Here is a 12,192-nt window from a genome sequence, read left to right on the forward strand (position 1 = left end):
CGGATCCACGTAGGGCGGATTAGCGAAGCGTAATCCGCCATGTATGCGCCGCCGGCGGCGCATACATGGCCGATTACGGCGTTCCGCCTAATCCGCCCTACGTGTTTCCAGAATATCGCCATACAGCGCGACCAGCTTATCGCCTTCCCTATCCCAGCGGTATTTGCTTTCGGCCGCGCGCCGGCCGTTGCGGCCCATCTCGTCGGCCACGTCCGGATGCATCAGCAGGAAGTTGATCGCCTTGGCGATCGCGTTGGGGTTCTCGGGATCGACGCAGATGCCGCATTCGGCCTCCTCGATGATGCCGCGCCATAGCGGAAAGTCCGAGGCGATCACCGGCAGCCCGGCCGACATGTATTCGAACAGCTTGATCGGCAGCGAATTGACGAAATTCGGCTCCGGCTTCAACGTCACCAGCCCGCACACGCTGCGCGCCATGATCTCCCCCACCTCGCGACGGTCGACGAAACCGTATTCCTCGACCTGGCGCCAGCCCCGGTAAGCCTTCAGTTCCACGCGCAGCGCCGGCGGGTCGAACACGCCGGCCAGCAGCAGCCGGACCGGCGCCATCTCGAGCGCCTGGACGATGTGCCGGATGCCGCGCATCTCATTGATCGCGCCGACGTAGCAAACGCTGTCGCGCGGGATCGCCGTCACCGTCGTCGATGCCGCGGCGGCCAGCTCGTTGATGGTGGGGTAGTTGTGGATCACAGCCACCCGCGCGGCGCTTTTATCGAACAGCGCGCCGATGTACGGCGTGGCCGCGACCATGGCGGCGAAACGCCGCGCCGCGAAGTGCTCCACGCCGCGCGCCGCCGCGCCGATGACGCGCCGCAGCGGCGCCGGTATCCATTGCTTCGAGTGGATGTCCGCCCGCAGATCCTCGTGCAGGTCGTAGATGACTTTCCGGCCCTGCCAGCTAAGCAGCAAGCCATACGGAATCAGCTCGGGATCGTGGAAGTGATAGACGTCCGCGTTCAGCGCCCGGGCGGTGCGGTAGCAGCGCCATGTCTGCGTCGCCATGCGCCGCAGGCGGCCGCCGGCCAGCGGCGCGAGCGGGTGGATCGTGACCCCGGCGCCGGCCGCTTCGGCTATCTGGGCTTCGTTGGCGCCGATGACCAGGTGTACGTCGAAGCCCGCCTGCGCGAGCGACACGCATTGTTTGCGGTAGATGCGGATGTCGAGTCCCGGATGCACCGACGAGAAATGGCAGATTTTTTTCATGCCGCGGTTCCGGTGCTATGCCGCCATTCTGGATGGCCGGGCGTGATGGCGCGGCAGGCGCGTCGGATCGACCAGCCACGCCAGCAGCAGTGCCTCATCGAGCAGGTCGGGGTCCTGCGCGAGCGATTCGTTGGACAACAGCTTGTCGAGCTGTTCGCCGGTTTTGAGCGCGCCCCGCAACGCTGCGGAATGGTCGAAGATGAACCCGCGCAGGCTGGCGCCGATGCCCTGCGTGATCCAGTTCTGCGTGACGTCGAAGCCGCGCTTTTTTCGATTCAGCCGCACCACGTCGGGCACCAGTCCCTTGGCCGCGCCGCGCAGCAGCCATTTGCCGTAGCCGTTGGCGATCTTCATCCGCGTGGGCAGCGCCAGCGCGAACTCGATCAGCCGGTAGTCCATGAACGGTAGCCGCGTCTCGATGCCGTAACCCATCGAGTTGCGGTCCTCGTAGCGCAGCAAGGTGGGCAGGCTCCATTGCTGGATATCTTCGATCTGCCGGTCCGCCAGCGACATGCCGGCCTCGCCCCACAGGTTGTGCGCGCCGGCCTCCCAATCGAGCAGGCGGAAGGCGCTGGCCTTGTCCTTGTAGCGGCCCAGGTTTTGCCAGTACATGCGCGCCTGGCTGGCCTCGTGCGCCAGCATCAGCGCCAATGAATACATCAGCCGCAGCGCGCCCGCCGCCTCGCGCCGTCGCAGCGCCTCGCGCAGCGCGATGACGATGAACTTGCGGTAGCCGGCGAAAATCTCGTCGCTGCCCTGCCCACCAAGCAGCACCTTGAAGCCGGCGTCGCCGACGGCGCGGAACACTGCGTTTTGCGCGATCGGGCTCAGACCCGAAAACGGCGCCTCCTGGAAGGCCATCGTCTTTTCCAGCATCTCGTACAAGTCCCAGCTGCTGTAACGGGGCCAGACATAGGTGACGTCGATGCCGGCGGCCTTGGCCAGCGATTGCGTGCCGGGACCTTCGGAGGCCGGCTCGGACGGCGCGCCGAACGAGAACGCGTGCGTGCGGGCGCCGTGGCGCTGCATCATGCAGGCGATCGACGCCGAGTCCAGCCCCGCGCTTAACGAGACCGCGACCGGCACGTCGCTGCGCAAGCGCAGTTGGACGGCGCTGTCGAACAGCTGGCGGCATTCTTCGAGCAGGTCGGCGTCGCTGCTGTCCGCCATCGCCGCTTGCCGTTGCGCGACCGCGTCCCGCAGCGAATACCAGCGGCCTTCGCTGACGTTGATGCGCTCGGGCGACAGTTGGAACTTGATCCAGCAGCCGGCGGCCACCGCGTTCACGTGTTTGTACGGCGAGCCCGATTGCGCGGTCTCGTAGGCCTTGTAGCGCACGCCGCGCGCGCAGTAGGCGGTGTCGATGTCGGTGCCGACCATGCTGGCGACGCTGGCGACCGACGAGCCGAATACGATGTCGCCGTTCGGGCAGCGTCCCCACAGCAACGGCTTGACGCCGAAGCGGTCGCGTACCAGCCACAGCTCCCCGGTCTTTTCATTCAGCGCGGCAAAGGCGAACATGCCGTTGAGGCGGGACAAGGCGCCCAGTCCCCACAGCGCCCACGCGCGCAGCAAGACCTCGGTGTCGCTGCCGCCGTTGAACGCTTGCCCGGCGCCGTTGAGCGTTGCACGGATCTCGCGGTAGTTGTAGATTTCGCCGTTGTAGACGATGGACCAGCCGGAGTCGGCATCGACCATCGGCTGCGCGCCCAGCGCCGACAGTTCGATCACCGCCAGCCGGCTGTGGGCCAGCGTGACGGCGCGGCCGCGATAGGCTATTTGCCTGGCGCCGCGCGCGTCCGGTCCGCGTCCGTCGATATAGCGAAAGGCGGCGGCCAATGCGACCGAGTTGTCGCATTGCGGCGCGCCGTTGTTGATCATGCCCCATATTCCGCACATTTTCTGTTCTCTCGATTGTGAAAATGCCATGATCGTAGCTGAACAAAAAGACAACGAATGCGAGGTGGCTCAATATCGCGCGTGTTCCTTCACATTTGCATGTCGAACGCGCGCTCGACCAACCAGACCATTGCCACCAAGGCGATCGCGGCCGAGCCGCCGGTCAACAGGCGCCGGTAGAACATGGTGTTTCGCAGCGTAAATGCGAGCGGGAGGAATAGTGCCACGATGCACAATTGCCCGAGCTCGACGCCCAGATTGAATCCGAACAAGCTTGCCAGCAGCGACGTTTTGGGCAGGCCCAGATCGATCAGCACGCTGGCGAAGCCGAAGCCGTGGATCAAGCCGAACGCGAACGCGGCGACCGGCCGCCGGCCCCGGAACAGCGGGTAGATATTGTTGACCGCCGCTAGGATCACCGAGGCGGCGATGGCCGATTCGACAAAGCGCGACGGTAGCGCGATCAGCGACAGGCTGGCCAGCGTCAACGTCAGCGAGTGCGCCAGCGTGAACGCGGTCACCACTTTGAGCACGTCGATGAAGGCGCCGCGCAGATTGTCCGACGGCGCGGCCAGCAGCACCGCCGGCAGCAGCAGCGACAGCAAGAACAGGATGTGGTCGTAGCCGATCCAGATGTGCCACACGCCTTCCTTGACGTAGGTGGCGAATTGGTGCCAGCGGTCCGGCGCCGTCGGCGACAGCGTCTGGCGCGCGTGTTGCGGGTCGAAGATCGCGGTCGAGGTTATGCCGTCGTGCGTCAGGCGCAGCAGGCCTTTGTGTTGTGGATCGAGATCGGCGAACAGGCGGTAGTCGATGGTCAGCCGGGTCATTGGCGTCGGGCAGGCGACGGCGAAACGCAGCACGTTATAGGCGCCGTCGGTGTGGTTGTCGATCAGTTGGTCGGCGATGTTGAAGGCGCATGGGCCTTTGTCGGTCGACAGCTTCAGACGTTCGAGCGCGTAGGCGCCGATGGCGGCGTGGCGCGCGCGGATCTCGTCCCATGTCAGCTTGCCGTCGCCATCCTGATCGAGGCCGATGGCGAAGTCCAGGTCGCGCAGCGCGATGTCCCACTGGCCGGTCAGGCGTTCGCCTTGCGCGGTCAGCGACAGATAGCTGTCGCTCGGTTTGTGCGCGTGTGCCGGCGACATGGCGCCGCATAGCAGCGACAGGAATAAGATCAGACGTGCCATCATGTTTTTAATACCGTTAAATTGAATTAAATCTGAATCACGTAGGGCGGATTAGGCGGAACGCCGTAATCCGCCATCTTTGAGCCGCTGGCGGCGCATGCATGGCGGATTACGCTTCGCTAATCCGCCCTACGTGTTTCCGTTGGTTCCGTTGGTTCCGTTGATTCCGTTGCTTAGTTGGCGCATCATGCGCTGCGCGGCGACATCTTCGATTCCATGCTGCTTCATCCAGTCGATGACTGGCTTGGCGGCTCCGGCGTCGCGCGCTGCCGCTGCCGCCTCCAGATAGATACGGATATCGGCCGGCTCTTTTTGCACCGACCAGTTCTTGCGCGCCAGCGTCAGCGCGGTGGACGCATCCCCGCGCAGCAGCAACTCAAAGCGCGCCTGCTCGCGCTGGTGCACGGTGTCGCCGCGCAGCGCCGCCGCGTCGAAACGTGCCGCTAGTTCCTTGACGTCGGCGGCCAGCGCGCCGGCTTGCCCGCCCTGCTGCCTCAGCGCCAGCGCACGGCGCAGCAGCAGCGCGTCGATGCGCGCTTGATCGCGCAACAGCGTCAGCACCTCGGCCGGCCGCTTTTGCTCCAGCAAAAAGTCTGCGTAGGCGCCCAGCAGGTAGCTGTCGTTCGCCGTCATCGCCAGCGCACGCCGGTAGCGCGCCTCGGCCACGGTGGCGTCGCCGCGCCGCTGCGCCATCTCCGCCAGCAGGGTCAATGCCCACTCCCGCAGTTCCGCCGGCGCGTTGGCGCTGCGCTCCAACGTCAGGTCCAGCAGTTGTTCGCTTTTGGCGTTGCGCCCCGTGACCGTTCCGACGTTGGCGATGCAGGTGACGGTGATCAGTTCTATCGACAAGCTCGATAAGTGCGCACAGCTGGCGGTGGCGCCGGCGTAGTCGCCCCGCACCGTTTGCACGGTCGCTTGCGTCAGCCAGGCCTGCGCGTTGTCCGGCTGCGCCGCCAGCACGCCCTTCAGGTCCTCCAGCGCGGGGCCGAATTGATGGGTACTTTGCAGCAGCGTCGCGCGCAGCAGGCGCACCTGCGGCGGCGGCGCGGCCTGCGCCCACCATGGCGCCAGCGCCGCCTGCGCGTAACCCAGATAGCGCGGATCGGTTTCGCGCCGGCCCAGCGCGATGTAGCGGCGCGCGACGTCGGTGGCCAGCGCGATGTCGGTCGGCCTGGCGTTCAATTCGGCGCGCAGGCTGCGCAATTGCTGCTGCACCGGGTCGCCGCGACGCGGCAGCGTTTCGATCACTTGCTTGCCATCGGACGGAATGTAGGGCGCCGCCCGCGCCGCGATGGCCGATAACGCCAGCGCGATGATGATTATTGTTTTCATGGGAACCTCACAACGCGGAAAGGGCGGACCGTGTGGCGTCCGCCCTTGTCGCCGCTTACTTCACGGTCGCCGGTTCCGTGTCATCCGGCGTGGTGACGGCGACGGTATCGGTCGCCTCGGGCTCGGTGGTGGTCTCGCCGCCGTCGCCGATGATGGCCATCACCTTGGCGAAGAAGGCGTCCACCATGCTGACCGGTGGCGTCACCGGCGGCGTGACAGGCGGCGTCGTTGGCGCCGGGTTGACGTTGTCGCTGCCGCCGCAGGCGCTGAGTACCAGCACGCATACCAGGCTTAGATATTTCAGGGATCTCATGTCGTCCCCCTTACATCTGCGGCGAACCGGCGATCGGCGTTTTCAGGTACGGGAACGAGGCATTGAAGAAGCTGTCGTCCAGGTAGGCGCCGTCGGTGAAGTGCAGGCCGCCGGCCGGTGCGTCGGCCGGGACGCAGCCCAGGCTCAGGGTGCACAGTTTGCCCATCACCACGCGCAGCGCGATGTCGACCACGTCGTCGCCCGGACGGCGGCCGTTCGGGAAGCCGGCGTTGTCGCCGCCGATGACGCCGAGGCGGTTTTGCGCGCCCATAGCGACGGCTGGCGTCGAGGTGTTCAGGCGCAGCATTTCAGAGGCGGTGACCGTGGCCGGCTGGTTCAAGCCTTTGACGCCGGTGAGGAAGGCCGCCACCAGGTCGTTACGTGGGAAGTTGGTCGGTGCCTTGGCGCCGGCGCTGCCGTACAGGATTTCGATCAGCGCGGGCAAGGTCGGATTGGTGACGTAGGTGGCGAACTGGCCGTCGCCCGATGGCTTGCTGGCGTTGAAGGTGTCCTTGTCTTTAAGGCCGATGACCACTTCATTGACCAGCGGCGCGCCCAGGCGCGATACCTGGGTCCAGGCGCCGCCCTCCTTCGACGGCGAGCTCGAATTCGGCGTCGGGTTCAACAGCCGTCCCTGGCGCAGGCTGGCCGTGGTCCAGCCGCCGATCACCGGGTCGGTGCCGGCGGCCGCGGTCAGGCACGATGCCGCCACTTCCAGCTCGATCGCGGTGACGTTCTTGGTCGCCAGGTCGTCCTTGGCGCCCTTTTCGGCGCCGGCGGAAAACTCGGTTGCGGGCGCCTTGATGTTGACCAGATCGAAGGTCTCGCCCAGGTTGACGACGAATGGGTCCTTGCGCTGGCCGACGAACATGCGCGCCGGGGTGGCGCAGCCGGGGATGTTGACGCTGTAGACGTGGGCGGCGGCATAGGCGGCGTAGTTGGGGATCGACTTGTTGCCGATGTTGTCGAGCGGCTTGTCGAACACGGCGCCGCCGGCGACGTTGGTCACGGCGGCCTTGGTGCCGGTGCGGCGGTCGCCGCGGATGACGTTGACGGTGTAGGTCTCGCGCACGTTGGCGCCGGGCGCATTGACGCCGGCGATGGCGCCGCCGTTGATCACCAGCGGAATCGAGACATCCTTGCCGCCGACGGACAGCTTGGTGTCCTTGTTGGTGTTGGTGAAGCGGAACTGGAACGTCAGGTCTTCCTTGGCGTCGCCGTTGTTATCGATGTGGATCTCGTACAGCGCGTTCGGATCCATGGCGAAGTAGTTCGGGCCGCCGTAGGCATCCTGCAGCGGCACGTAGTCGGCGATCAGGGTGACGAAATTGGCGCGGCCGCTTTCGTAGCTGCGGAACATATAGAAGTCGGTGGCGTCGACTTTGGGACTTTGCGTCACGAACGGTGCCTCGCGGTGGCTGGACGCCATGGCCGCCGGTGCGATGGCGCCCGCCAAGGTGCCTAGCACGGCCACGCACAACGCTTGCTTAAAGATAGTTTGCATTCTCGGTTCTCCCCAACTGGTTGATCTGATTGGACTGCACGGTCATATACGCGGGGCCGATGGCGCCGGATTCAGATTTTTTTGAAAAGATTTTCAGAAGCTGTGCGACAGCGTCAAACGCCAGGTGCGCGGCTCGACCGGATGCGAATGGACGTCGTCGACGCCTTCGGCCGGCTCGCCCGGCAGGCGCGAGGCGTAGTAGTAGTCGATGTCGCTGGCGCGGCGGTTGAACAGATTGAAGCCGTCGAGCGTCAGTTTGGTGCGCCGATTGAGCTTGTAGCCGATGCGGCCATAGGCCAGCGCCGTCGATGCCGAGCGCACGCTGTCATCCTCGATCAGCGGCCGCGGTCCGAAGTAGCGCAACTCGGCGCCGCCGAACCAGCGCCCCAGGTCCTTGAACGTCACGCCGAACGAGGCCACCTTGTCGAGCGATCCGGGAACGTGGTTGCCGGCCGGGTCGTCGCGGCGGTAGCGCGCGCGCGAGGCCGACAGGTCCAGGTCGAACAGCAGCCATGGCGCGGCGATGTAGTGGTTGCTCCATTCGATGCCGCTGCGGCGACTGGGGCGGCTCGCCTCCGTGTCGCCGCTGTCGCCGACGAACACCAGTTCGGAGTCGATGTCCAGCGTCCACAGCGACAGGGAGCTTTGCAGGCCGCGTACCAATTCGCTGCGCATGCCCAGTTCCGCGCCGCGCGTGCCCACCAGCGGCGTGGCGGCCGCAGGCGCGAGCACGCCACGGGCGTCGTTGCTGTGGAAGCCGGCGCCGTAGTTGATGAAGTATTCAGTACCGGCCCATGGCCCGAAAATTAGCGACAGCTTGGGCGAGGCCTTGTTGGCACTGACGTCTCGACCGTTGACGTCGAAGCGGTAGGCGTCGTAGCGCAGACCGGCGACGGTGCGGAACGCCGGCAGCCAGTAACTGGTGTTCTCCAGATATAGGCCGGCGCTGGCCTCCTTGATCCGGTCCTCGCGCACGGTGGCGAGCTTTTCGCGTTCGCGCGTGGCGTACAGGCCGATCGGCGACACATGGTCGTAGCGCGTCTGCAGGCCGACTTTGTTGCGCATGTCGACGCCGCCGATTTTGTCGAGCCAGGTCTGGCTGGCGTTGAAGCCGCCCATGGTGCGGCGCTCGCTCTGCTGGAACTGGTCGCCGTCGACCGGATCGGCCAGCAGGTAGGTGAAGTTGCTGTACAGGTCCAGGCTGGACCGCACCAGATAGGCCGATGCCTCGGTGATGCGGCCGTCGCCGCGCCGGTGCATGTCCCACGACACGCTGGTGCGCGCGGTGTCGCCGCCGTCGCTGGCGTCGAGCGTGCCGAAGCGGCCGATCAGGCCGTCCCGCACCGCGCGTTGCGGCACCTGGTCGGTGGCGTTCCAGCGGTTGCGGTAAGCCATCGCGGTGACGCTGTAGCCGTCCTGCGCGTCGCCGTGGCTGTAGCGCAGCACGGCGTTGTACTTACGCACTTGCTCCGGCGTCTGCCACGGACCGTCGTTGCGGCCCAGTTCCATGCCGTACAGAATCGTGCCGCCGGCCGCCGAGGGGACTGCGAACGAGTCGGCCAGCAGCGCGCGCCGGTAGCCGTAGCGGCCCACGGTCAGGCTGGCGGTGCCCTCGGGCAGCCGGTCCGCCAGGCGGATGTGCGCCGCGCCGGCCGCCGCGAAATCGCCCTCGTCGGCGAAGTAGCCGCCCTTCTTGTAATCGATGCGCTGCACCAGCTCGGGGATCAGGAAATTGAGGTCGGAGTAGCCCTGGCCGTGGGCGTTGCTGCGCAGGTTGACCGGCATCGCGTCGACATAGGTGGCGAAGTCGGTGCCGTGGTCGAGGTTGAAGCCGCGCAGGAAGTACTGGTTGGCCTTGCCGTCGCCGCTGTGCTGCGTGACGATCATGCCGGGCACGAATTCGAGCAGTTCGCCGGTGCGCAGCGCGGCGCGGCTGGCGATCAGGTTGGACGTCACCGTGCCCTGGCTGGCGGCGTCCGAGGTGCCGACCGCGTTGTCGTAATGGGCCAACACCGTCACCCGGCTCATCGCGGCCGCCGCCGCGACGTCGGTGCCGTCGGCGTCGTCGGCCGCCAGCGCCGCGCCGCCGCGCACGGCAAGGGCCATGATCGCCGCCATGTTGCGTTTAATCCCCATCGCGTCTCCGAGTAAGTTTTTCCTGCTTGGACACTATGTACGGGGCCGGACGCGGTTCGGATTCAACAATTTGACCCGATAATTTTTGTTCGTGCGGACGCGGGAGTATGGTATTTTTCACACGCCCAATTTGTTTTTCATCAATGCATCATCACTTTCAAGGCGAGCAGTGTCCGACGTTTCCACACTCGATCCCCAGCAATTACGCGCGTGGCTGCAAGGCGCCGCCAACCGCGACGCCGTCGCTTTCCGCTCACTCTACGACGCCACATCGTCGAAACTGTTTGGCTTCGCGCTGCGTATATTGACCAAGCGCGAACTGGCCGAAGAGGTGTTGCAGGAGAGTTTCGTCGCGATCTGGAACAACGCCGGCAGTTATCAAAGCCATTTGGCGGCGCCGATGACGTGGATGACCACCATCGTGCGCAACAAGGCTTTCGATCTCCTGCGCCGCAGCGATGTGAGCGTTGAAATCGATGGGGAACAGTTTGACAGCGAGGTCATCAATGCACTGCAAGATCCGGGCGCCACGCCGATCGAGGCGCTTCAAATGAGCAGCGACGCCAAGGCACTGGCCTACTGCATGTCGGCGCTGGAGGGGCTGCACCGCCAGGTGATCGGCCTGGCGTTCTTCCACGACCTGTCGCACAGCGAGGTGGCGGCGCAGATGGCGCTGCCGATCGGCACCGTCAAGACCTGGATACGCCGTGGCCTCGAGCGCCTGAAGACCTGCCTGACGAAGCGGGAGCGATCATGAATATCCGCGACAACGCGCCGCTGCGCGAGAAGCTGGCGGCGGAATATGTGCTCGGCACGCTCAAGGGCGGCGCGCGGCGCCGCTTCGAAGGCTATATGCACGACGACGCGGCGCTGCGCCGCACCACGCAGGAGTGGGCGGACCGTCTGACGCCGCTGGCCGAGTTCTCGAGTGCGCAGGCGCCGCGGCGGCAGGTGTGGACCAATATCGAACGGCGCCTGAACCTGAAGCGCACGCACGCGGCCTGGCAGTTCTGGCGCAACGAGTCGGTGACGTTCTGGCGCTCGCTGGGCGTGGTGTCGACGGCGCTGGCGGCCCTGCTGGTGGTGGTCATTACCACTCGCACCTTGGACGCGCCGTCGCTCGATTACGTCGCCACGCTGACCGACGACAAGTCGCAGACCGCGCTGGTGCTGACCGGCGACACCGGCCGCAAGGCGCTGACGGTGCGCCTGGTGGGCAACGCGCCGGTGCCGTCGGATAAGACGCTGCAGCTGTGGGCCGTGCCCAAGCAGGGTAATCCGCGTTCGCTCGGCGTGCTGGCCGATCGCGGCGAGGTCAAGCTGGCGCTGACCGGTAGCGCCATCGGCGATGACGTCGCGCTGCTGGCGGTGTCGCTGGAACCGAAGGGTGGTTCGCCCAATCCGAACGGCCCCACCGGTCCTATCCTGTACAAAGGCGCCTGGGTGCGCGTGATGTGACTTAGTAGCTTCGCGGATGTTGGGCGTGGCCCCATCCGCGAACACGTAATCTCCCTCCCGCCGAAGTTCGCTTATGATTTTCTATGACACCCAGAAGGTGTACGTACGACTAGTGGGGACACACCGTGAGTACGATAAGTGGACGAAAGAAAATCGAGGAAAATAAACATGCAGGACCAATCGAGCAGTGCGATGCCTGAGCTTGCAAAAGCATGGTCAGCGTTACAGCAACACGCGATGTTACGGCCGATACGGAATCAGGCTGACTTTAAACGCGTCCACGCCTTGACCGATGCGCTGGCCGACGAAGTAGGAGATGATGAAAGTCATCCGCTTTTCTCAATGCTTGAATTAACGATGGAATTGATTCAGCGGTGGGAGGACGAGCACGTGGCAGTGCCGGATGCGGAGCCAAAAGAAGTACTTAGATATTTGATAGAGGAAAACGATCTGAAGCAAAAAGATTTACGGGATGTCGCTTCGCCTACTTTGATTAGTGATATTTTGGCTGGTCGTCGCGAGATAAGTAAGGTTTTAGCGAAGAAACTGGCGGCCCGTTTTAACGTCAGCGTAAGCGCGTTTTTGTAAGCTCTTCTACCGGATGGGACGCGCTTAAAGTTGCAAAAATTGTTATCATTGCCAGCTACAATCGAAAACTGAAAGGTTGGCAATGGATAGCGTTAAATTTACCCCCGAGTATTTCAACCAGTTCGGCTCGGAGACGCTGCCGTCCCACCTCGGCATCGTCATCACGGCCGTGCGCGAGGGCGAGCTGGTGGCGCAGTTCGACGTCGCCGCCAAGCACCTGGCGCCGAATGGCTTCCTGCACGCCGGCAGCGTGGTCACGCTGGCCGATACCGCCTGCGGCTACGCCTGTTTCGCCCACCTGCCGGAAGGCGCGCAAAACTTCACCACCATCGAGCTGAAGTCGAACCACCTCGGCACCGCGCGCGACGGCGTGGTCGTGGCGACCGCGAAGGCGGTCCATCTGGGCCGCACCACGCAGGTGTGGGACGCGGTGGTGACCAGCCAGGCCACTGGTAAAACGATAGCGTTGTTCCGCTGCACGCAGATGGTTTTATTCCCAAAATAGCTGATAAATTACGCCGGTGCGCTTCGCCATTTTTGGGGATAGA

At 64.8% G+C, this 12,192-nt stretch carries 12 protein-coding genes; 5 read left to right on the plus strand and 7 right to left on the minus strand.

Annotation, left to right across the window (positions count from 1 at the left end):
* Positions 1 to 87: 87 nt before the first annotated feature.
* From JOD97_RS19475 to JOD97_RS19505, 7 genes are all read right to left on the minus strand, one after another.
* Complete coding sequence (locus JOD97_RS19475; RefSeq protein WP_209721834.1) at positions 88 to 1,224, minus strand: glycosyltransferase family 4 protein; 1,137 nt, start codon at positions 1,222 to 1,224, stop codon at positions 88 to 90.
* Positions 1,225 to 1,239: 15 nt separating this feature from the next.
* Entirely contained in the window at positions 1,240 to 3,153 is a 1,914-nt protein-coding gene (gene asnB, locus JOD97_RS19480) for an asparagine synthase (glutamine-hydrolyzing) (RefSeq protein ID WP_308937246.1), read from the minus strand.
* 59 nt (positions 3,154 to 3,212) lie between these two features.
* Positions 3,213 to 4,316, minus strand: a complete 1,104-nt coding sequence (locus JOD97_RS19485; RefSeq protein WP_209721840.1) for a HupE/UreJ family protein — start codon at positions 4,314 to 4,316, stop codon at positions 3,213 to 3,215.
* 126 nt (positions 4,317 to 4,442) lie between these two features.
* Positions 4,443 to 5,645, minus strand: coding sequence for a hypothetical protein (locus JOD97_RS19490; protein WP_209721843.1), 1,203 nt, complete (start codon positions 5,643 to 5,645; stop codon positions 4,443 to 4,445).
* 55 nt (positions 5,646 to 5,700) lie between these two features.
* A complete protein-coding gene (locus JOD97_RS19495) occupies positions 5,701 to 5,958 on the minus strand; it encodes a hypothetical protein (protein ID WP_229264568.1) in 258 nt (85 codons plus the stop codon).
* Positions 5,959 to 5,968: 10 nt separating this feature from the next.
* Entirely contained in the window at positions 5,969 to 7,462 is a 1,494-nt protein-coding gene (locus tag JOD97_RS19500; protein ID WP_209721846.1) for a DUF4331 domain-containing protein, read from the minus strand.
* Positions 7,463 to 7,555: 93 nt separating this feature from the next.
* The gene (locus tag JOD97_RS19505; protein WP_209721849.1) at positions 7,556 to 9,598 is read right to left on the minus strand and encodes a TonB-dependent receptor; all 2,043 of its coding nucleotides are present in this window, start codon (positions 9,596 to 9,598) and stop codon (positions 7,556 to 7,558) included.
* 169 nt (positions 9,599 to 9,767) lie between these two features.
* On the opposite strand from JOD97_RS19505, the gene JOD97_RS19510 reads away from it, so the two are divergent.
* From JOD97_RS19510 to JOD97_RS19530, 5 genes are all read left to right on the plus strand, one after another.
* Entirely contained in the window at positions 9,768 to 10,355 is a 588-nt protein-coding gene (locus tag JOD97_RS19510; RefSeq protein ID WP_209721852.1) for a sigma-70 family RNA polymerase sigma factor, read from the plus strand.
* Positions 10,352 to 11,056 (plus strand): anti-sigma factor domain-containing protein, encoded by a 705-nt coding sequence (locus JOD97_RS19515; RefSeq protein ID WP_209721855.1) that lies wholly within the window; start codon positions 10,352 to 10,354, stop codon positions 11,054 to 11,056. Before JOD97_RS19510 ends, JOD97_RS19515 begins: the two co-directional genes overlap by 4 nt.
* Before the next feature lie 73 nt (positions 11,057 to 11,129).
* Positions 11,130 to 11,222, plus strand: coding sequence for a type II toxin-antitoxin system HigB family toxin (locus tag JOD97_RS33285; RefSeq protein WP_209721857.1), 93 nt, complete (start codon positions 11,130 to 11,132; stop codon positions 11,220 to 11,222).
* A 2-nt stretch (positions 11,223 to 11,224) separates the two neighbouring features.
* Positions 11,225 to 11,644: a type II toxin-antitoxin system HigA family antitoxin gene (locus tag JOD97_RS19525; RefSeq protein WP_229264569.1), complete on the plus strand. Its 420-nt coding sequence runs from the start codon at positions 11,225 to 11,227 to the stop codon at positions 11,642 to 11,644.
* Between the two features lie 82 nt (positions 11,645 to 11,726).
* Positions 11,727 to 12,149, plus strand: a complete 423-nt coding sequence (locus JOD97_RS19530; RefSeq protein WP_209721860.1) for a PaaI family thioesterase — start codon at positions 11,727 to 11,729, stop codon at positions 12,147 to 12,149.
* The last annotated feature ends 43 nt before the right edge of the window (positions 12,150 to 12,192 follow it).

Origin of the sequence: Duganella sp. 1411 (assembly GCF_017833525.1) — a bacterium.
In the GTDB taxonomy this organism is placed as follows: Bacteria; Pseudomonadota; Gammaproteobacteria; order Burkholderiales; family Burkholderiaceae_D; genus Rugamonas.

Coding starts and splice junctions, on each gene's coding strand:
- JOD97_RS19505 (WP_209721849.1), bottom strand. CDS start 9,598: ATGGGGATTAAACGCAACATGGCGGCGATCATGGCCCTTGCCGTGCGC.
- JOD97_RS19525 (WP_229264569.1), top strand. CDS start 11,225: ATGCAGGACCAATCGAGCAGTGCGATGCCTGAGCTTGCAAAAGCATGG.
- JOD97_RS19515 (WP_209721855.1), top strand. CDS start 10,352: ATGAATATCCGCGACAACGCGCCGCTGCGCGAGAAGCTGGCGGCGGAA.
- JOD97_RS19485 (WP_209721840.1), bottom strand. CDS start 4,316: ATGATGGCACGTCTGATCTTATTCCTGTCGCTGCTATGCGGCGCCATG.
- JOD97_RS33285 (WP_209721857.1), top strand. CDS start 11,130: ATGATTTTCTATGACACCCAGAAGGTGTACGTACGACTAGTGGGGACA.
- asnB (WP_308937246.1), bottom strand. CDS start 3,153: ATGGCATTTTCACAATCGAGAGAACAGAAAATGTGCGGAATATGGGGC.
- JOD97_RS19530 (WP_209721860.1), top strand. CDS start 11,727: ATGGATAGCGTTAAATTTACCCCCGAGTATTTCAACCAGTTCGGCTCG.
- JOD97_RS19475 (WP_209721834.1), bottom strand. CDS start 1,224: ATGAAAAAAATCTGCCATTTCTCGTCGGTGCATCCGGGACTCGACATC.
- JOD97_RS19490 (WP_209721843.1), bottom strand. CDS start 5,645: ATGAAAACAATAATCATCATCGCGCTGGCGTTATCGGCCATCGCGGCG.
- JOD97_RS19500 (WP_209721846.1), bottom strand. CDS start 7,462: ATGCAAACTATCTTTAAGCAAGCGTTGTGCGTGGCCGTGCTAGGCACC.
- JOD97_RS19495 (WP_229264568.1), bottom strand. CDS start 5,958: ATGAGATCCCTGAAATATCTAAGCCTGGTATGCGTGCTGGTACTCAGC.